The organism is Puia sp. (assembly GCF_035546395.1).
Classification (GTDB): domain Bacteria; phylum Bacteroidota; class Bacteroidia; order Chitinophagales; family Chitinophagaceae; genus Puia.
This window is the reverse complement of sequence record NZ_DASZXR010000016.1, coordinates 266365-287002: the sequence shown is the minus strand read 5'-3', so window position 1 is coordinate 287002 and position 20638 is coordinate 266365. Positions and strand designations below refer to the sequence as shown.

Annotated in this window: 17 protein-coding genes; 6 read left to right on the top strand and 11 right to left on the bottom strand. The window is 56.8% G+C overall.

What is annotated here, in order from left to right:
• Positions 1 to 41 precede the first annotated feature (41 nt).
• The gene (locus tag VHE34_RS22290) at positions 42 to 650 is read right to left on the bottom strand and encodes a phage integrase SAM-like domain-containing protein (RefSeq protein ID WP_325592019.1); all 609 of its coding nucleotides are present in this window, start codon (positions 648 to 650) and stop codon (positions 42 to 44) included.
• A gap of 409 nt (positions 651 to 1059) precedes the next feature.
• Between VHE34_RS22290 and VHE34_RS22285 the strand changes: the two genes are divergently transcribed.
• Complete coding sequence (locus tag VHE34_RS22285; protein ID WP_325592017.1) at positions 1060 to 2718, top strand: ABC1 kinase family protein; 1659 nt, start codon at positions 1060 to 1062, stop codon at positions 2716 to 2718.
• Positions 2719 to 2991: 273 nt separating this feature from the next.
• Positions 2992 to 3519, top strand: coding sequence for a hypothetical protein (locus tag VHE34_RS22280; RefSeq protein WP_325592015.1), 528 nt, complete (start codon positions 2992 to 2994; stop codon positions 3517 to 3519).
• A gap of 369 nt (positions 3520 to 3888) precedes the next feature.
• Here VHE34_RS22280 and VHE34_RS22275 read toward each other — a convergent pair whose 3' ends face one another.
• A complete protein-coding gene (locus VHE34_RS22275; RefSeq protein WP_325592013.1) occupies positions 3889 to 4281 on the bottom strand; it encodes a hypothetical protein in 393 nt (130 codons plus the stop codon).
• Positions 4282 to 4368: 87 nt separating this feature from the next.
• Here VHE34_RS22275 and VHE34_RS22270 point away from each other — a divergent pair, with 87 nt between their 5' ends.
• Positions 4369 to 5406 carry a hypothetical protein gene (locus VHE34_RS22270; RefSeq protein WP_325592010.1) on the top strand — a complete coding sequence of 346 codons (1038 nt, stop codon included), beginning with the start codon at positions 4369 to 4371 and terminating at the stop codon, positions 5404 to 5406.
• Positions 5407 to 5423: 17 nt separating this feature from the next.
• The gene (locus VHE34_RS22265; RefSeq protein WP_325592008.1) at positions 5424 to 5927 is read left to right on the top strand and encodes a cupin domain-containing protein; all 504 of its coding nucleotides are present in this window, start codon (positions 5424 to 5426) and stop codon (positions 5925 to 5927) included.
• Here VHE34_RS22265 and VHE34_RS22260 read toward each other — a convergent pair.
• Genes VHE34_RS22260 through VHE34_RS22250 form a run of 3 tightly spaced genes read right to left on the bottom strand, consistent with a single transcriptional unit; the run spans position 5905 to position 9765 of the window.
• A complete protein-coding gene (locus VHE34_RS22260; RefSeq protein WP_325592006.1) occupies positions 5905 to 7221 on the bottom strand; it encodes a metal-dependent hydrolase family protein in 1317 nt (438 codons plus the stop codon). The genes VHE34_RS22265 and VHE34_RS22260 overlap by 23 nt on opposite strands.
• Positions 7211 to 8668: an APC family permease gene (locus tag VHE34_RS22255; protein WP_325592004.1), complete on the bottom strand. Its 1458-nt coding sequence runs from the start codon at positions 8666 to 8668 to the stop codon at positions 7211 to 7213. The genes VHE34_RS22260 and VHE34_RS22255 overlap by 11 nt, the downstream gene beginning before the upstream one ends.
• An 11-nt stretch (positions 8669 to 8679) precedes the next feature.
• Positions 8680 to 9765 carry an aromatic ring-hydroxylating oxygenase subunit alpha gene (locus VHE34_RS22250; RefSeq protein WP_325592002.1) on the bottom strand — a complete coding sequence of 362 codons (1086 nt, stop codon included), beginning with the start codon at positions 9763 to 9765 and terminating at the stop codon, positions 8680 to 8682.
• Between the two features lie 38 nt (positions 9766 to 9803).
• Here VHE34_RS22250 and VHE34_RS22245 point away from each other — a divergent pair, with 38 nt between their 5' ends.
• Together VHE34_RS22245 and VHE34_RS22240 are read left to right on the top strand one after the other, a co-directional pair.
• A complete protein-coding gene (locus tag VHE34_RS22245) occupies positions 9804 to 10292 on the top strand; it encodes a GAF domain-containing protein (protein WP_325592000.1) in 489 nt (162 codons plus the stop codon).
• A 38-nt stretch (positions 10293 to 10330) separates the two neighbouring features.
• Complete coding sequence (locus VHE34_RS22240) at positions 10331 to 11125, top strand: polysaccharide deacetylase family protein (protein WP_325591998.1); 795 nt, start codon at positions 10331 to 10333, stop codon at positions 11123 to 11125.
• Here the strand turns inward: VHE34_RS22240 and VHE34_RS22235 are convergent.
• The 6 genes from VHE34_RS22235 to VHE34_RS22210 all read right to left on the bottom strand — a co-directional run bounded on the left by VHE34_RS22235 (position 11106) and on the right by VHE34_RS22210 (position 20638).
• The gene (locus tag VHE34_RS22235; RefSeq protein ID WP_325591996.1) at positions 11106 to 11972 is read right to left on the bottom strand and encodes a hypothetical protein; all 867 of its coding nucleotides are present in this window, start codon (positions 11970 to 11972) and stop codon (positions 11106 to 11108) included. The two genes, VHE34_RS22240 and VHE34_RS22235, sit on opposite strands and share 20 nt — an antisense overlap.
• Before the next feature lie 101 nt (positions 11973 to 12073).
• On the bottom strand, positions 12074 to 13249 hold the full coding sequence (locus VHE34_RS22230) for an ROK family protein (RefSeq protein WP_325591994.1): 1176 nt from the start codon (positions 13247 to 13249) through the stop codon (positions 12074 to 12076).
• Between the two features lie 177 nt (positions 13250 to 13426).
• A complete protein-coding gene (locus VHE34_RS22225; RefSeq protein ID WP_325591992.1) occupies positions 13427 to 14710 on the bottom strand; it encodes a multiheme c-type cytochrome in 1284 nt (427 codons plus the stop codon).
• Positions 14671 to 15966, bottom strand: a complete 1296-nt coding sequence (locus VHE34_RS22220; RefSeq protein WP_325591990.1) for a vanadium-dependent haloperoxidase — start codon at positions 15964 to 15966, stop codon at positions 14671 to 14673. The genes VHE34_RS22225 and VHE34_RS22220 overlap by 40 nt, the downstream gene beginning before the upstream one ends.
• Positions 15963 to 19313 (bottom strand): VCBS repeat-containing protein, encoded by a 3351-nt coding sequence (locus VHE34_RS22215; protein WP_325591988.1) that lies wholly within the window; start codon positions 19311 to 19313, stop codon positions 15963 to 15965. The genes VHE34_RS22220 and VHE34_RS22215 overlap by 4 nt, the downstream gene beginning before the upstream one ends.
• Positions 19310 to 20638: a cytochrome c gene (locus tag VHE34_RS22210; protein ID WP_325591986.1), complete on the bottom strand. Its 1329-nt coding sequence runs from the start codon at positions 20636 to 20638 to the stop codon at positions 19310 to 19312. The genes VHE34_RS22215 and VHE34_RS22210 overlap by 4 nt, the downstream gene beginning before the upstream one ends.

The window sequence follows — 20638 nt, the reverse complement described above, 5'->3', positions numbered from 1 at the left end:
GCAACTTCCTATTACGAGGATTTCAACAATATAACCATTGCCTAATCAACAATTTGAGAATAACGAGAGTATTCCACTAAGTGTTTGATAGTCCCGTTGTTGGTACACGGGTCACCTTCTTTAAGGGGATTGTTCCGGATATACCACTCGAACCCCGTAATAAACTGATAGGTCAAATCCTTCAAATAAATGTCCCCGGCATCGTATTTCAGGTTCATGTAGTTCCGCAAGTAAATGGCCGTGCTTTTATAATTCTTCATCGTCCCCGGTTCAAGGGTCTTTCCCATCATTTCATTGTGTAGGGCGACCAAGCGGTTCAAGGTCATTTTTTCTTCACCCGCCGCAGTTTTGCCCAAATAGGAGTTTTTCAGCATTTCGGCGGTCAGGTAGTCCCCGGACAGGTTAAGCTGCTGGTAGTGGGAAACTAGCTTGGCCCGGACTTCTTCGAGGTAGGTGTTTAGGTGCTTCAGGGCGGGGGTTTTGGGCCGGGCGGCGCCTTTGTCGGTATTCCAGTCCTTTTTGTCGATGGTCTGTTTCAAGGCCAATTCGCAACGGGTGCGGTTGACAACAATGCGGAGATAAATGGCGTGATTTCCTTTTTGGGCTGGGCGGAGTACGAAATGCAGACCGAAGGTGTTGCTGCTTCTCATCTTGTTATGATTTAAAGTGAATAATGCGGGCCGCGTCTATCGGTGCATTACTCACCCGAGGTGAGTACAAAAGTAACTCACCAAACAGGCGGTTTCCTGCTCACCTCACTGCTCACCTCCGAGATGATATCTGATATACTGAAACGATCTGAAAAACTCACAAAAAAGCCCGCAACACAGTGTGTTACGGGCTTCCGTCTTAAGATAGCTTTAGACCATTGTCGGGAACACAGGATTCGAACCTGCGACCCACGGTCCTAATATAAGGAGTAAACCTTATTGCGGAAATATGAAAAAGTGCGATTTACGGAAACCCCAATTGGATGATCATGATCACTCCATGCCCTGACCGCGGTCAGCGCCAAACGGGTAAAAAAGCCTACCTTCTCGAAAACGGTAAAGAGATGTTATGGAAACGAAAGAAAAAATAGAACGGATGGCCAGGCTGGTGGCCATACTGGTCAGGTACGGTTTTGCCGACGTATTACACAGGCTCAAGAAGAGGATGGATCTTCCCGCACTGCCTGCAAAGATAAAGCGACAGCACCTGGAGGACTATCCATTGTACACCCGGATACGGATGGCGCTGGAAGAGCTTGGACCTACCTACGTAAAATTGGGCCAGTTACTCAGCACGCGGGACGACATTCTTCCACCGGGCCTTGTCAGCGAACTTCAATTGTTACAGGACCGGGTCGGGTCAGTGCCCATCGATATCAAGGCATTGTTCCGCGAGCAGTTTCACACAGAGCTTACGACGATATTCTCATCCTGCGATGAAATTCCGTTTGCCTCGGCCTCCATGTCCCAGCTGTATCATGCGACAATGAAAGACGGGGACCGGAAGATCGCCATCAAAGTAAAACGACCGGGGATAGATTTGGAGGTGCAAACCGACCTGCTGATCATCAAGGACGCAGCCAATGCGCTGGGCGAAAAGGTTGAGTTTTTGAGGGGCCTCCATCTGCCCTCTTTTGTCGCCGGCTTCGAGTATTTCATCCGGCAGGAACTTTCTTTTGTCCACGAAAGGATCAATATGATGCGGTTTGCCGCGAATTTCAGGGACAGCGACGAAGTACACGCCATCCAAAGCATCGACGAGCTTTCCAACGACAGCATTTTGTGTATGGAACTGGTGGAAGGATGCATGAAGATCAACGATGTCAAGGCGATCGTTGAAGCAGGGTTCGATCCCGCGAAAATTGCGATCCGGGGCCTGAACTGCTACCTGGACCAGATCTTTAAGTTCGGGTTCTTTCACGGAGATCCGCACCCGGGGAACATATTCCTCAGGCCCGATGGCAAACTCGTTTTTATCGACTTTGGTAACATGGGGGTGCTGACCGGCGAAGAGCGCGAACGGCTGGAAAAATTATTGATCAGCTTTTCCCGGCAGGATATCCCCGGGTTAACGTCGGCCCTCGAAAAAATGGCGGCACGATGCGATATTCCATCGGAAAGTCACCTGCAGAAGCAGCTGGGGGATTTGGTTGCACTCGTCGATAATACGGCTGTCGCGGCCCTCGACATCAAAATGATCTTTGACAATCTAAAGCAAATACTACGGGATAACAATGTGCAACTGCCGGACTACGCCTATTTGCTTATAAGGGGTATCACATTGCTGGAAGGCACGGGCAAGACGCTGGACCCTCAAATGAACATTGCCCGGGTCATTCAGCCGTATGTCCGCCAGATCATCGATGAAAGACTGAGTATACCCAACATCGTCAAAGAAGTTTACAATAAGGTCATGCAGTCCGGCGAACTGTTGAAACAACTGCCGGAAGACATCCGGGGGCTGTTGACTCGCCTCCGGGACAATAAGTTGGCCGTAAACCATCGGATAGAAGGGTTGGACCGTATCGCGAACAAGGTCGATAAGAGCCTGGACAGGCTCTCCCTATCCATTATCGTGACAGCGCTGTCCGTAGGCTCGGCCATACTTGTTCATGCAAACATGCCACCGAAATTATGGGGCGTGCCGGTACTCGGCCTTGCCGGGTTTTTTATTTCGGCAGTACTGGCGGTACGTGTTGTCTTTTCCATTGCCGCAAAGAGGGATTAGGGCGGAAGGGGCGTTTGCGCTTTTTATCATACTTCAGCCCCTGCTTAACTGATCTTCGCATCCATATCGAAGCTTTGCGGAAAAGAACGATAACGAAATATCCATTGCTCTGCACTATCCTTTGCTTGCTGATCAGCACAATGGAAAACCTCGTCTATTGAATGGCGGACATTTTGCCCTGCCCTGTGGAAAACTCTCCGGCTAAAAGCTGCTTCCGGGATGCGGTTGTATACGACCATTTTTGTACCTTACGTTGACTTAGAAAACCCTCCTATGTCACCCATAAAACCATATCCCTCCCCCCGCGTCCGCCCGGCGGACTTCATCAAATTCCGCGATGACCTCGCCCTCTTGCTCACCGTCTTCACGGCCCGCGAGCTGGCCAGGTGGATGGGCAAAGACAAAGGCAACTTCTCCAAAAAGATAAATGGCGTGGAACCGATCACGCCCAAGTTCCTGAACGACTTTTACCGGGAACTCGGGCCGGCCATCGCGCGGATCAAACAGGGGGCTGCCGGCTACGAGGTTACCGAAGAAATGGCGGAGCCGTCAAAAGAGGAGTCCGCGGTCCTGATCCGCTACCAGGTCAAGTTGGTGGAGCTGATGGCCGGGGTGGAAGAAATGCGGGAAGAGATATTGGAGCTCAAGGTCGGGGGCGACAATATGCGAGTCGAGCTCCGGGAGATTAAGACCGTTCTGCAGCAGCAGGGGGCTACCCTGGCGGAGCATACCGCCGCCATCCACCGGCTCGAGGCAGCCGTCTTCGGCCCCAAGGGGACGGAATTGCCCCAATCGGCCTAACCACGCATCTAACCAGCTTGGGAAATTAAAAAAATTTGAAGATTTTTTAATTCTATTGCAGCAATCCCGGATAAGCTGTTGTCTAAGTTATAGGGACTATTTTTTTCACAAACGGGGAAATCGAGGTTTTACATTTCTATAATTTGTTGATTGTCTGATCGCTACCGCTTCTCTTCCCAAATCTAACCTTATCGATGGCTGTTTTTGCGGGATTGACCCGTAATTGATCCATCGCCCCGGCGCACAAACTCATCACCTACGGAATCCTTCCCTCCTGTTTAGAATATACATCTGCTTGATGTGCAGTAACCATGAACTACCTGCTAAGAGCCCTGGCAACCACCGGGGCTTTATTTTTTGCCATTCGGCCTACCCGGCGGGAGACTCGTCGGGACGGTCCGCCCGGGCATGGGCATCGCCGCCCGCTGCCTGCTCCTGCCGGCTGCCCCGCTCGCGCTCGCGCCGCGCCAGCAATTCCTGGTAGCGCTGCTCGTACTGATCCCACTTATGCCGCTGCCAGAATATCGACGTAAACCCCACGATCAACAGCAATGCGACGAAGAGGACCCGCGGATTGAAATCGGGACTGTTGGCCTCCATGTCGGCATGCTTGTCCCAGCCCGAAAATAGGTTGATCACGATCGGCACCGCAAAAAGCAGCCCGATGGGCACGCCTAACAAGAATTGCCGGACCACCTTCTTTCGCCGCAAGCGGTTCCGCTCCCAATAATCGATAAATGCGGTCTCTTGCTTCGATAACATAGCTATCCCCCTTTATTCCACAAAGTTAGGCCTAAGTTGCAGAAGTTGTTTATCTTTAGACCATCTCGAAATTCAAAATCCGTTGGTTTGAAATTACCTCAACTACTGTCGCAGTTCTTGTACCAGACAAAGAGGATGGATCTTCCCGGCATCGGGACCTTCACCCTTGACGCCTCCGCAGTTATCCCGCAAGAATCCGACCGCGTGGGCCAGGTGCCGGCAACCGGCATCCGCTTCGAAAACGCCAATATTCCCGCCGCCGACGACACCCTCATCACCTTCATCAAGGAACATACCGGCAAGATGAAATCACTCGCCGCGGCAGACCTCGACTTCTATCTCACCACCGGCCGGCAGCTGCTCAATATCGGCAAGCCCTTCTACCTGGAAGGCATCGGCACGCTCCTGAAAAATAAAGAAGGCAGACTCGACTTCACCCCGGGTGAATACCTCGTAACCAAATTGGACGACCTCCATCATCCCGAACGCCGCACCGGCGCCCCGGCCACCGGTTATGACGAGCCACCCCGCGAAGATGTCAAATCCAGCGCCGGCGCCGGCCAAACCCTCCTGCTGGTGGGCATCATCGCCGGCATCGCCATCATCGCCTTCGGCGGCTACTGGCTTTATAAAAGGAATAACTATACGGAACCTTCGGCCGAAAACCGGGCCCGCGTCGTCCCCGAATCCACCGCGACGAAGGGGGACTCTGCTGCCCTCGCCGGTGCAGCCCCCAGCGACAGCACAACGGCCGGTAAAAAAGATACCGCCCTGGCCAACCAACAGGCGAAAGCAGCCAACCCCGCGGACGCCTCCGCGGCCAAGCCGGCGACCCCGGCCCCGGCCACTGCCGCCCTCAACCCGGCGGCCATCCAGCACGATGTCACGCCCGCCGCGGGACAGACGCTCTATCACTTCGTGATCCTGCGTACGGAGAACAAGCATCACGCGCTTCGCCGCTATAATCAATTGCTTGGCTACCAGCTGAATATTCATATGGAGACAAAGGATTCCAGCTTCTTCAAGCTGTACTTCCCCATCGCAGCGACCATCCGCGATACGACGCATATCCGCGACTCGCTCGCCGATGTCTACGAAGCCAAAGTATCCATCGAACAACATTGACGCCCATCCCAACGCCTATGCGCCCAACCCCGTCTTACTGGATCGAAAAACTGGGTCTGACCCCGCATGTCGAAGGCGGCGCCTTCCGGGAGATCTACCGCTCCGAGCTCATCATCCCGCGCAGCTCGCTGCCCCTCTTTTTCCAGGGGCCCCGCAGCGCGTCGACGGGCATCTACTTCCTGCTGGCGCAGGGGCAGTTCTCGGCCTTCCATCGGATTGCCGCCGACGAACAATGGCATTTTTATTACGGCGACCCGCTACTGGTGTATGAAATAACTCACGGGGGGCGGCTGATCGAGCACCGCCTCGGCCAGGACCCGGAGAAAGGAGAGAGCTTTCAGACGGTGGTAAGGGCAGGCAGCTGGTTTGCATCGGCGCCGGCTCCCGGCAGTGAATATTCGCTGGTGGGCTGCACCGTAGCCCCGGGATTCGACTTCGAAGATTTTGAACTGGCGCGGCGGGAACCGCTGACGCAGATGTATCCGCAGCACGCGGCACTTATCGCACGGCTGACGCGCTGAGGCGCGCGGCTGAGGCGTCCGGATAATAAATGATCCCATCCTTCATCACCCAAACCACCTTTCGGATCTGTGTCATGTCGGCCGCCGGGTCGCCCCGGACGACGAGGAGATCGGCGAAGAGACCCGGTTTGATGCGGCCCACGTGGTTGGCGATGCGGAACACGTCGGCGTTGACGGAAGTGGCGCTTCGCAGCACGTCCAGCGGCTTCATCCCATACTCCACCATATCCTCCATCTCCCGTGCATTGGTCCCATGCGTAAAAACCCCTACATCGCCGCCCATGCAAATGGTTACGCCCGCGGCCAGCGCCTGGCGGAAATTCTCTTTTTTGGCGACGATGGATTTGGGATCGGCATCGACTCCCTTTTTCCAGCCGCGATACGATAGAATCGCCTCGCCCGCCGCCAGCGTCGGGCAAAGCGCAATCCCTTTTGCCTTCATCGCGGCAAACAGCTCGGGATTTCCGCCTTCGCCATGCTCGATGGTGTTGACGCCGGCTTCTATCGCCCGGCGCATGCCCTCCGTTGTCGACGAGTGGACGGCGACTTCCCGCCCGCTGCTGGCGGCCACTTCGACGACGGCCTTCAGCTCGTCCACGGTAAACGTGGGTTGGGCGGCGCCGTTCAAGCCCCAGCGATAGTCGGCGTAAACTTTTACCAGGTCGGCGCCGTGGCCGATCTGGTTCCGGGCTTCTTTTGCCACGCCTTCGCGGCCGTCGGCCTCTGCGGCGCCATGCGGCGACTCCACATCGTAGGCCAGCTCTTTAGGTCCATAACTTCCCGTCGCGACGATCGCCCGCGTTGCGCACAACATCCGCGGACCGGGGATCACCTGTTTCTCGATGGCTTGCTTCAGCCCGATATCATCATACCCCGCCCCTTCGGTGCCCAGGTCGCGCGTCGTCGTGAAACCTGCCAGCAGGGTCTCGCGGGCATGTACGACAGCCCGCGCCGTTCGCTCGGCACGCGACTCCTTCAACACCTGGTCGTTCCAGGGCACTTCGTTATAGGGGTGGAGAAAAAGGTGGCTATGCCCTTCGATCAGACCCGGCAGCAACGTTGACCCGTGGAGGTCCACAACGATCGCATCGGCGGGGGCCTTGATGGAAGCGGCCGGCCCCGCGGCCTCGATCATCCGCCCGCGGACCAGCACCTGCCAGCCCTCATGCATCTGCTCGCCGTCGAATACGCGGTCAGGGCGAAGCAAATAGGTGTGGCGGACGGTGTCGGCGGGGAATTGCGCTTGCGTTCCGATCGTGAAGAGGAGGGTGATGAACACCAGACTATTTCGCATTTTTGCGCTTTTGCCGCTGAAAGTACAAATAAAACGGGATACCCGTCGCAGTCAGCAACAGCCCGAACACCGACTGGATCATCGGGCTCTTCCCCGCCCGGAAATTGGCGACATCATTGTATAACGTCGCCAGGAGATAGAACGCCGTAAACAACACGAAGAAACCCTGCAACCACGGATACCCCTTCGCCCGCCAGGGCCGCGGCGCCTCCGGCATCCGCCGCCGCAGCAGGAAGAAACCCACGGCCGTCAGCCCATAGAAGATCCAGCTGAGGAATACGAACATATCGGCCAGCAGGTCGAAGCTGCCGCTGAATACGAAGAGAATGCTGACGACTCCCATGAAGATGACCGCATTCCCCGGCGTGCCGAACCGTGGATGCACCTTCCCCGTCCATGCGAAGAAGCCCCCTTCCTGCGCCGTCTTGAAAACGATGCGCGACGGGGCTAACAGGTTGGCTTGCGCACAACCGAAGGCCGTCAGGACGATCAATGCCGAGACGAGACCCGCCGCGGCATGACCCAATACCGCCTCCATCGCGTCGGCCGCCACCAACGGCGAATGCGCCATCTTTTCCACCGGCAACACGTAGGTATAGGCCAGGGTTGTCAACAGATAAATGGCGATACAGGCCCCGACGCCGATCAGCAGGCTCCGGCTGATATTCTTCTGCGGGTTCTCCAGCTCACCGGCGACCATGTTGATGTTGTACCATCCGTCGTACGAGGAAAAGGCCCCCGAGGTCGCGGCCATGAACGCCACCAGCACCCACCAGCCTTGTGGATGAAATTCCGGGCTGTTCGTGACAAAGTTCGCCACATGCCCCTTCCCCGTGAACAGCAGTCCGCCGATCAGCAGCAGCAGCGCCAGCGTCTTGACCGTCGTGGCCAGCACCTGCAATCCGTTACCCCCGCGGGTGCTGCAATAGTTGACGGCTACCAGCACCGCCAGCAGCCCTGCGGCAACCGACTTGACCCCGATGTCCTGCAAGGGATAGATATCGGCGACAAGGGGGATATGCAGTCGGACCGACAGCTCGGTCGCCGGGTCCAGCCGCGGCAAATGCACGAAGAACCCCAGGTACTGGGCGGCGACAAAGGCCATGGAGGCGATAGCAGTGGTGTTGATGACGATATTGCTGGCCCAGCCGAAGAGGAAGGCGACGAGGTCGCCATAGATCTTTTGCAGATAGACGTAGGGGCCGCCGGTGTCGGGGAACATCGTGCCGAGCTCCGCGTATATCGTTGCGCCGATGATGCTGATCAGCCCCGCGACGATCCATACGAGGAAGAGGAGGGTAGGGGAGCCGAGGCGTTCGGCCATGGAAGCCGGGCGCATGAAGATGCCGGCGCCGATGATGCTGCCGATGACGAGCGAGACGGCCGACCCGAGGCCGAGGGATTTTTTCAGCGTGCCGGGAGCGGGGTTGAGCGGGGTTGGGGGCATAGAAGGATGGATTAGTCGAGGTATTGGGCAATAAGCCGGTGAAAATGATGGGTCCCCTGCTCCCGCGTCACCGAATACCGCCCATGGGCGTAGTACCGCGAGCGGACCCCCTTCTGCACTGATTCGACCACCCCCTCATCCTCCAGCTCCACCGTGTCCAGCCCCGATCCCGCCCCCTTGTTATACCTGGCCTCGTCGGCGACATAGGTCAGGAACGAAACGGTGGTCCCGCTCAGCCCCTGGGGCTTTACGATATTGATGCTCAGCCCCCAGGGATAGAAATTGAACATCAGGTTGGGGAAGATGAAGAAATAATAGGCCGCCACCTTCTTGCCATAGTCCGGCGAATCCGGCGGCAGATCGAAGACGTCCTCGCCGTCTTTTGCGATGCCCAGCTGGAGATTGGCATTGGCGAAGAGCTCGGTCGTATAGTTGCCAAAATCGATGACGGTATTGAGCCCGGCATGGACGAAGGGAATGTGAAAACCTTCGAGGTAGTTCTCGCAGTACAGCGCCCAGTTGGCTTTCACGGTAAAATCCCGCGACAATTCGGGCCGGAACATGTAGCGGTGCAGCGGCAGCCAGGGCAATCGTTTCATGATCTCCCCCCAATAGGCTTCAAACGGTTGCGCGGGGTTCAGCGAACCGAAGAGCCAGGGTCCCCAGGACTTTAGTGGCAACGACTTCAGATCGTCGGCCTCCGTAGGAAAGTCCTGCACCTCTTTGAACTCGGGCATACTCCGGAACCCGCCGTTAAGGTGGAACATCCGGCCGTGGTAGCGGCAGCGCAGTTGGGTCAGTTGGTTGCAGGGTTCGTTGACGACCAGGTTCCCGCGATGGGTGCAGACATTGGAGAGCAGGCGGAAATGGAGGTTATCGTTGACCAGGACGAGGGGCTCGTCGAGGTAATTTTCCAATAGAACGAATGGCTTTGCGTCGCCGGGCTTTGCAATGGAAAAGGTGTCGCCGACGAATTGCCAGGACGGAGCAAACAGTTTTTCTTTTATTTCCTCGTACAAGGCCGGGTCTGTGTAAAGCCCGGTATCGGGGGTCCGCGCCTTCGCAATGTCGGCGTCGATGTTAAATCGTTTTGGCATCACCTAAGATAATCGATTCTTGTCGTAATTTCGCGCTCATGTCAGAAGACTTAGCCATCGTCAGGGGAACCAAGGCGGAACAATACGCCTCCCTTTTGCCCCAGATAAAAGCCCTCATGGAAGGCGAACCCGACGGTACGGCCAACCTCGCCAATGTCGCGGCCGCCCTGAAGGAGCAGTTTGGCTGGCTTTGGGTGGGATTTTATCTCGTGCGTAACGGCGAACTGGTCGTTGGACCCTTCCAGGGACCCGTCGCCTGCACCCGCATCCGTAAGGGGAAAGGGGTATGCGGTACGGCCTGGGCCGAGGCCCGGACGCTGATCGTCCCCGATGTCGAAGCTTTTCCCGGTCATATCGCCTGCAGCAGCCTGTCGCGTAGTGAGATCGTTGTCCCGATCTTTGCGGGGAGGGAAGTGGTTGGCGTATTGGACGTCGACAGCATAGAGCCGGCCGCCTTCGACGAGGTCGACCAGCGCTGGCTGGAAGAAGTTGTCAACGCCATCCCCGGAGTAAACAATAAAATCTAGTTCGCGCCGTTAGCACATAAAATTATCATCATCTAAATATGAAAAAGCATCTCTTCAGTCTTGGATTTGTGGGTTTATTTTTTGCAGCATCGGGAGCGCCCGTCCAGGGCGGGGGCGCAAGCATCCCGCCGCCGTCGGTGATCATGAGCAAGAAGGAAGTGCCGATCCTCTGCTATCACCAGATCCGGGACTGGAAAGCCACCGACTCCAAGGTTTCGAAGGATTATATCATGCCCCCGGGCGATCTCAAGGCCCAGCTCAAGATGCTCCATGACAGCGGCTATCATACCATCCTCCCCGATCAGCTCTACGCCTATTATACAAAGGGCGCTGCGCTGCCCAGCAAGCCCATCATGCTCACCTTCGACGACACCGACGAAGACCAATATACCGTCGCCTGGCCGGAGATGAAGAAATATGGGTTCAAGGGAGTTTTCTTTATCATGACGGTCAGTCTGAACCGTCAGCCTCATTACATGACCGAATCCCAGGTAAAGGAACTCTACGCCGCGGGCAACGTCATCGGCAGTCATACCTGGGACCACCACCGGGTGGACAGATATGCGGGTAAGGATTGGGAAGTGCAGATCGATAAGCCAACGAAGAAGCTGGAAGCGGTCACCGGCGCCCCCATCAGGTATTTTGCCTATCCGTTCGGGATCTGGAAGCGCCCGGTATTGCCTGAGATCCGCAAGAGAGGTTTTTTGATGTCCTTCCAGCTGGCCGATAAGATGGATCCGACCGATCCGCTGATGACCGTTCGCCGGATCATCGTTGGCGGCGGCTGGAGCCTCAAGACCTTCAGCACCGCGATCAACCGGGATTTCCATTAGGCTTACGGCCGGCGAGGCGGACGAGGTTGAACCCGATATAGTAGCAGAGCATGATCGGCACCGCAGGGATCATAAAAGGATAATACGGAAAGCCCGAAAAGGGCGCCGAACCGGGATATAACGGGTAACCCAGCACTGCAACCAACGCCACGAGGCTGATCGCGATGTACGCGACGGCTGCCGGACGGCTGAATACACGCAATTTCTTTAGTGCGCTTGCAAACATCGCAATGGCGAAATAGGTAAGCGCGATCTCGCAGATCGTGATGACCCACACCTGCAGGCTGGCGGCTATGAACCAGTCGATAGACTTCGGCGTGCCGCTCTGTATCCTCACCTTATACGCTTCCAACGCGAAGCTGTGCCAGTACGAGGTCACAACGAGAAAAAGCGGCAGGGCGATAAGAAGGGCCGTATGTCCCAGGGAAGAATATACCTTTTCGCCACGGTCGTCCAGCCATCTTTTTATCAGCGACCAGCCGAGGACCATGATGATGCCTGCGGCCAGCAGCGCGTCAAACCTGATCTTCTGTTCGAGCGTCGTAGCCACCCATTCCTCCCGGGTCTCCGGTGGCGGACCGATGCCGAACAGGATCGCAAGGATGCCGGCCGGCAGCACTAGCAGGCATCCCGCCACCGCCAGGTGACGGCTCTCCGGTTCGCCGCGAAAGGCCCCGGCACTGAGAACGCGAAGGGCAAGGAACATCACGATAAGATTCAGTATCCAAACCGGCACGTAGATGCGGTAGCTGATATGACCGGTGACAAAGGCCAGAACAAAGGTTACAATGGGAACCAGGCAAAGATAGACGTAGCTTAGCCGGTGTGCGAAGGAAGGTCTTGGCATTTATTAGGTGTTTAACGGTTAAGGGAATCAAATCTAATAAAAATGGTCTTTGCCGGGAGGGATTTTTATTGCGCCGGCGGCATTTGTACCAAACGCCGCATCTACACCGGCAACGCGGCCGAATAACAGCCTTCCACAACGAGTGCGGCGGCGCCGATCAGCTCCGCATCATTTCCCAGGGTCGAGATCTCGATCTGCGTATTCGCAGCGAGACGTGGGATGCAGTGTTCATTCAGGGCCTGCTGGATGGGGGCCTGCCAGATCTTGCCGGCGGTTGCGCCCCGCCCGCTGAGGACGATCGTCTCGGGATTGAGGAGATGGATGAGAATGGCGATGCCCCTGCCGATGGTATAACCGGCCTCCGACAGGAGACCGACGGCAAACTTGTCACCGGCTTTGGCGGCCGCAAGAATGGCCTGGGCAGCCCTGTCGGGGTCCTTTGCCGGCAATTGCGTACTGAGGGAGGTAAGGCTGCCGTTGCGGATCCCTTCTTCCGCTTTTGCGATCAGCTCCAGCAGCGACGCTTCGGTCTCGAGGCAGCCGCTTTTACCGCAACTGCATAATTTGTTATTGGAATAGATCGGCAGGTGGCTGAACTCGCCGGCAAATCCATTGTGTCCCCGGAAATACTCCCCGTTGAGGATCATGCCGAGCCCGACTCCCCAACCCAGGTTGATCACCAGTACGTTGCTGGATCTACGCGCGATGCCGAACCGGAACTCTGCCAAGGCGATGAGCCGGGAATCGTTCTCGATAAAAGTCTGGATGCCGGTGTGCTCGGTAAGATATCGGGCGATGCCTTTCCCGGGCGTGTCGAGGAAGCTGTAGTTAATGCCTTCGCGGGAGTCCACGAAACCCGGCATCCCGATGCCGATGCCGGCGATGTGCGTACTCGCGATGCCGGACTCCAGGATGAATTCCCTGATCAGGGCGGCAAGCCGTTCAGGGGTGCTGTCTTTGGCGGTCTGCGGAAATGCGAACTTCGCGACCGGTGTCACCTGCTTCCGGTGCATATCCATCATGACGATGCGGGTAAAGTACTGGTCCATGGCCACGCTGACGATGTAGAAGGATTCGGGGCGCAGGGAATAGCTTTGTGCGCGACGGCCGCCTGTCGACGGGGCATAGCCGGTAGGCGTCACATATTTCTCTTCGACCAGCTGGCCCAACATCTTCGTTGCAAGGGGCAGGCTGGTGCTGGTTCGATCGCTGATATCCAGACAGGATAAGTTTCCGGCAAAATAGAGTTCTTTAATGATCTTTCTTTTGTAGATCATGCTTTTTTCGCTCATAGGAGGTGGCCCGTTCTCATGGACCGCGTAAAATTACCCTTTTCCTATGAGCATTGTTCAGACGAATGAAGGATTATTGGTGAACGTGTCGATTTTAGCTTTTTTAGTGGAACTTTTGTTCGTTTTCGTACAGTTGTTGTTCGATTTCGAACGGGTTTTTGCTCACTTGCGCGCAGGAATCAGTAGATCCATGTATCCTTTTGCCGCGTCGGGGTAGATGGCGACGCGATGCGTGCGCACCAGGTCGTGTACGAGCCGGGCTTCGCCGGACAATTGAAGCGTGATGGCGTTGGAGGGAAGGGCCGGCATATGACAATCGATGCAATTGGCCGTGAGGCCCTTTGCGATCACAGGAGGAAAGGAACAAGTGTGCCCAGCGCCGCCGTTGCCGGCGCTTGCTCCGCCGGCGTTATGACAGGTGATACAGCGTTGTGAATATATCTCCATTTTCCCATGTTCGTTGCTGTGAGGGCTGTGGCAGGATGAGCAATCGAGCTGAGCGGACATCCGGAAGCATTTGCTGGCCGTGAGCAGACCGTACTGGTTACCGTGAACGTCGAGCGTTGCCGTTGCCGCCGAGTCGTATCTTGCCGTGGAAAAATTGTCGAGGGTATCGCCCGACCTGAAAGTGAACGGCGGCATCCGCTCGTTCCGGAATCCCGAGTGGCAAAGCGCGCAGGCGTCGAGCCGTTGCTGCCGACTGAGATGCCGGGTGTTGATGATATATCTGCCGGTGCGGTCGGTGGGATGGGCGGTCTGCCAGGCGACATGTTGCGCGCCGGGTCCATGACATCGTTCGCAATCGATGCCATAGAGAATGCTGGCGCTGTCGAACACGGTGCTCAGGCCCTCCAGCTCGGCCGTTTTGGCGTTGGTGCCATGGCATTCCATACACTGCCCGTGCACCTGCTTACCGAAATAGACGATATTCTGCGGATAGCCGGGACTGTTGCACCAGCTGTCGAGCGGGACAAAGTAGGAAACGGGCAGCTGGAACAGGCGGTTCCCGTCCCAATACAGATAGGTCTGGCCTTTGCGGCCCGAACCGATGACGATCCCGAAGGCTTCACTTTCGACGGGTTTGCCGTTCAGCAGGAAGGTCTGGTAGAAGCGGCCCGCCTTTTTTTCCATCTGCACTTCCATGTGGTCGTTCAGTACATACCGGCTTTTGTCGCCTTTGAAGGAACCCTTTATGGAGGCGGCGCTTGCGGGCCGGGAGTCGAGGTAATGTGCGGTGTGGATATGGTCGGCGTAGATGGCGCCGTGACAGGTCCGGCAGGCTGCCGATCCGATGAATGTGGAGGTGTCGCCGGAGGCTGCGGAGCGTTGCGGGGCGGTCGTTGGTTTCCAGCGCGCGCTGATGAGCACGATCGCGGGGATCAGCAGAAGCGTGAGATAGTATTTCTTTAATTCGATCGTCTTAGTTTGATTTTCTGGAGGACCCATTCGCCGATCTGCCGGCCGGATACCTGGCCTGCTACAATGGCGGCCCGGTAGTGGATACCCCCATAAAGCCGGGAGATGGCGGCCTCCTCCGCGGCCTGCCGGAAAGATACAAAATGTTTTTCGGGCAGCCCCCATGGCAGCTCGGTGTCGTCGTTAAAAGCGCATTCCGCGCCGAAAATGGGCGTCAGCACCGTTGCCGAGACCGTGGAGACGATGCTATGGCCGCTGGTGTACTCGGGGAAGGGCGGGGTCTGGAGGATGGGATGCCAGCCTTCATCGATATAGGAGTTGATATAGGTCTCGGGGCGAACGACATTACTGCGATATTTCTCATCCCAGCAGCTGATAAAGGCGTCGAAGATGCCGATCGAGGTGAGGGTGTAGGCGGCGGCCGTCTCGATCATATCGCTGTGACGTTGACGGGACACCGTGGTGACGATGGCGATCCAATGCCCACCGGGCGAGATCTTCTTGGTGGCAAAACTGAGATGACCCTCCGTCGTAACGGCGAAGGGATTGCAGTCCCAGAAATTGGCGATGTCTTTCTGTTCGGCCGACAGGGTGTTGACGGTATGGTACACATCGGCGGCGGCCCGGTAGAAAAGGCTGGCGGTATCGGTGCTGAAGGGTGGCGCCGTCGGCGGCCGGAATTGATCGGCGCTGTCGAGGGTGACGGGGCGGATCTTATTCCAATAGGGTTCCACGGCCGCCATATAGACGGGGGGCGTGGGGATCCATTTGTCTTTTTGCCGGGAGATGCGATAGCGGGGCAGACGGCGCGTCTCTTTGTACCGATCGGTTTCGGCCCAGGCGATGATGGATGCGGCGACTTGCCGGCCATAATCCAGGGAGGCGTTATAGAGGGTGACGTCGGGGATGGTTTTGCGCAGGGAGCCGAGGATCGCATGGATGGAATCCTGCATGGCGGAGTCCGAGAAGACGAGTTTCCTGCCCACCGACAGGAAGGCGTAGACGGCTGCGACGGGAAAGGAGATCGTCTTTTTGGGAGGGGCGATGTCGGGGAAGCCCTTCACCTGGCCGTATAGCGAGGCGTATTGTTGCGGTTTTGCTTTGACGAGGGTTTCGTAGGCGGCGATATTTGTATAGAGATAAATGCGGCTGGCGACGGGTGGGGAGAAGATGTCGTGCACCATGATGTCCGTGACCGCGGCCTCGGCGCGGCGGAGGGGTTCGGCGTTGTCCTGGGCGGAAGCGGCGGCAGTGACCAATAGATTTATAAGGAGGATGAGTTTCATTGGTTATTGACTTTTATGACCTGCGCGGCATCGTTATTCTTTGCGATGATGATCCATTTTTCCCCATTTGGTCCCTTCACTTCGACCATGCTGCGGACATCGCCGCCGATATAGCAGCCGCTGACCGCAGGATCGATGGGTTGGAAGGACGGACCCGGTCCTTTCAGGAACATCCCGAGGCTCGCGTCACCGCGTCCGAGCTGGGTGCGCCAGGGAAAGAAATTGCCTGCCACCAGCAGATCCTTTTTTCCGTCGCCGTCGAGGTCGTCGTTGATGGCCCCGGAGACGCGGGAGAATTGCGCGGCCGGCGGCAGAGGACTAAAGGTGAAATGACCATCGCCTTTGTTGTAGAGAATGCCGGAGGCCAGTTGGTTGCAGTGCAGGATCTTTGCCGCGGCGAGTCTTTCTTTCGGGAAGATGTCTTCCATGGTCGCGTCGGCGTAGGCTTTGTAGCTGTTGAATTTCTTTCGTAGCGATACAATCTGATCCAGCAATTCATCCCGCGACGCCATGGGATAGCTCTTTCCCTGGATATAATAGCAGAGGATGGGATCCAGGGAGCCGTTGTCGTCGAAGTCGGCGACATACAGCGAAAGGGGTTGCTTGGCAGAAGCCCGGAATTGGTTGTTCAGCCCGCAGTTGCCGAGGATGAAGTCGGTGCGGCCATCCCCGTCCACATCGGCGGCGGTGATCGAAGACCACATCCCGTCAAGGCCGATGAGTCCTGCCGCGGCGGAGGCATCGGTCAATTTTCCTTTGTCGTTGTGGAAGAGCTTTGGCGCCATCCAGTCGCCGGCGACGAGCAGCGAGGGGTATTGGGCGTCGTCGAGCGCCGACCAGGCCGCCGCCGTTACCATGCCCGGCAGGCGGAGGCCAGGGCAGACGGCATCGGTCACATCGGTGAATTTGACGATGCCGTCGTGGGAGTCGTTGCGCAACAGATAGCTTTTTGAGGGAAGCGGGAAGGAGCCGGGGGCGCCGCGGCCGCCGATAAAGAGATCGGTCCGGCCGTCATGGTTGAAGTCCCCGGCGGCGATGGCAAATTTGCTGCTGTTCATCACCGGGAGGGCTCCTACCGGCGCCTTTGTGAAATGGCCCTTGCCGTCGTTGAGGTAGAGATTGTCCTGGTAGCCTTCGGAGGAATCGGCGTATTCGTTGCCGCCGCTGACGATGTACAGGTCGGGGACACCGTCGCCATTTGCGTCGAAGAAGAGGGCGTTTACCTGCTCGTCAACCGTGTCCGTCGCCCAGGGTTGGGAGGGCGCCCGTTGGAAATGACCGTCTTTTGCCCGGAGGAACAATTGCCCGCCCTGGCCGATGGCGCCGCCGAAGAAAACGTCATCCAGCCCGTCGCCATTGACATCCGCTTTCGCCAGCGCGGGGCCTTCTTTTGACAACTGGTAGGGTAAGAGGGGTTCGTCTTTGAAGTCGATGAATTCGTTCTCTTTGTGATGGAAGGTGATACCGGCGGCGGTGGTGATGTCGGTAAAGAGTTTTGCCGGTGCGGAAGGGGTTGGTTTGGCTGTTGTATTTTCTTCGTGAAGATTTAGCGTTTGATCGGGTGTTGGGTTGTTTATGACGGAGACGCTATCGTCCGGCCAGGTGATAATCAACTGCAGGATCGACTGGGTTTTGGGGAAGCCGAAGAAGAGCTCGGGCGGCTGGCTGGATTGATAACCGCGGATGGGATAGAGTTCCGCGAATTGAGTGGCGCCATTGGCGGTGGTGAGGGTTGCCTTTGCGCCGTAGGCCTTTGTGTTGCCGCCTTTGCCGGTGAGTCGCAGGCGGAGGTAGTGATTGCCCGCCAATTGGCTTTCATTGTTGCGATACACCATTACCGGCTCGTTGTTGTTACAAACGACCAGGTCGAGGTCTCCATCGTTATCCAGGTCGGCATAGGCAGCCGCGTTGGACACCGCAGGCGTCGAAAGTCCCCAATCCCTGGAAACATTGGTGAAGCTGAGGTCGCCATTATTTCGAAACAGATAATTGCTGAGCTTGTTGGCGGGCATCTTCCGCACCAGGTCGATCGTCCTGAAGTTTTGATCGCCCCGCCTGGCCGCTGCGATCTTTGCATCGGGCACGGCATACTTGAGAAAATCGAGATCGGTGAAATCGCGCAGGTAGCCGTTGGAAACAAACAGGTCCTTCCAGCCATCGTTGTCGAAGTCCGCCAGCAAGGGCGACCAGGACCAGTCCGTATTGGAAACGCCCGCCAGTTGGCCGATCTCCGAGAAGCGAAGATGACCCTCGTCGTCCAGCCCTTCATTCAGGTGCAGCATGTTCCGCATCTGCTGGTGGTAGTATCCGCTGTCCAGCAGGAGGTGGTAGGTGTCGTATTCGTCGGGGCCTTTGAGCAGCTTCTGCCGGTGATTGTCTTCGGGCAGCATGTCAAGGGTGAGCACATCGGGCCGGCCGTCGTTATTGTAGTCGGCGATATCGCTGCCCATGGAGTATTTGGAGATATGGGTGAACGACCGTTCGAGCGACTCCGTGAAAGTGCCGTCGTGGTTATTGAGATAAAAGCAGTCCCGCTCCGTATAGTCGCTGGTGGTATAGATATCCGGCCAGCCGTCGCCATTGACGTCGCTCACCGTCACGCTGAGGCCAAAGTTCAGCGGGTTGTTGATGATCCCGGCTTTAAAGGTCACGTCCGTGAAATGGATTTGGCCGGCGGCGTCCCTGTCCTGGCGAAAGAGGCGGTTGCCGAAGTGCATGTCCGGTGTCGCGCGGGTCTTGCGGGTATTGAGATAGGGGTTGTAGGTGTGGTTGGAATGGTTGAGGAGGAACATATCGAGATCGCCATCCTTGTCATAGTCGAAAAACACGGCCTGCGTGGATTGGGTTCCCGGGGCATCGAGCCCGTATTCCTTTGCCATTTCCTTGTAGACAGGGATCCCATCCTTTATCCCCTGGCAGATATACAGTTCGTTGCAAAGCTTTGTCGAATCATCGTATTTGCCGGAGTGGCATACGTAGATGTCCATCCACCCGTCGCCGTTCACATCGGCCATGCTGACGCCGGTACACCAGGCGCCGTTACCGGACACATGGGCCTGGCGCGTGACGTCTTCGAATTTAAGATTGCCTTTGTTCAGATACAGTTTGCAGGGGCCGGTATTGCTTGAGAAGAAGATGTCGTCGAGCCCGTCATTGTTAAGGTCGGCGATGCCGACGCCCGCGCCGTTGTACAGGTATTCATAGCGCATGACATTGAGCGAGTCGTCCTCTTCGATCTTGTTCAGGAAGGAAATACCGGTCTGCTTTTCGCTCATCCGCGTAAACAAGGGCTGCGCGTGCATCCGCACCGCACTCAGACATACGATTATGATCAGTGCCGGTCTCATTGCAGATCGATATTTTCGTCTCCCGGCCGGTAAGGCAGGAAGATCATCATCAGTGTCATCATTTCATCGGTGGTCCGCATGTCTCCATAAGAGAAGATGTTTCGTGGCGGGCTGAAAGGGTTGAAGGGATTGTCGGCGGTATTGTCATAGGTGCATTCCAGGTGGATCACCGAGCCCCTGGGTATCTTCACCAGCTTGGGGAACCGGTAGATCTCCTGCCAGCGGAAATCCCAGCGGGGGATGTGGACGAGCCGGATGGTATCGCCGCCATTGGGGGGAATGGCATAGGCCAGGTATTCCTTCCCGATCAGGTGCATGTGCGGCCATACGTACAGGATCGACTGGTCGTCGGTGGGATTGGTCACCTCGAGCGTGAATTTTTGCACTTTCCCCGCCTTTATATAAAAGATGGGTTCGATCTGTTTTTCCCCGATGCCGCCGGATCCGAAGCTGACCACCTTCACCCTCCGCTGTACCGGCGTATTCTTGAAGAAAAGGTTGACGCCCAGCATGACGGACTCGTCAACCGCCGAAGGCGCGAAGTGGACGGTGAGGAGGATCACCCCGCGGCGGGGCATCACCCAGCCGATATCTTTGGGATAGGATTCATAGCTGGTGCCGGGGATCCAGCCGCCATAGTAGGTGATCGTCTTGCGATAGGGTTGGTATTGATCGAATTTCCGGCGGTCGTCCTCGGTCAGGTTGAGCTGCGCGTCGGTGCGGTAGAGATCGATGGTGGTGTCGGGCACGGAATGGATGGCGTAGTTGGCGTGGTGGATCAGCTTTTTGTTATTGCAGTAGAGCTCGATGGCTTCGACGTTGGCCGAGTCCTTCAGCTCGAAGGGTATCTTGAAGATGATATAGCGTTCGATGTTGTCGCCCGTTACGTGAAAGCTATCCTTTGCTTTCAGGACGAGGTCGGGTTGGCGGAAATAGCTGGTGCCGGGGATGGCGGCTTCCTTCAGCCGGGCCGTGTCGGGGCCGTCGCCGCGGGGGGCCTTGTTGTCGATCCATTGGATCAGCAGGGCTTTTTCTTTGTCGGTCAGCGACCGGTCGTTGGCAAAATGGACGTAGTTGTTGTCGGCCTTCCAGGGCGGCATATAGCCTTTTTGCAACACGTCGCGGATAAAGGATGTTCTTTTGGCTACGTCGGCATAGGTGATCAGGGAAAAGGGACCTGTCTGCCCGGGTTTGTGGCAGGTAGCGCATTTGGTGCGGATGATGGGGGCTACGTCGGCAAAGGTCGGGCCCGAAGATTGTGCGAGGGACGGCAGGGGTCCGGTAAGGGCCAGGAGGAGGGCGATATTCCGAAAGATTCGTTTCAT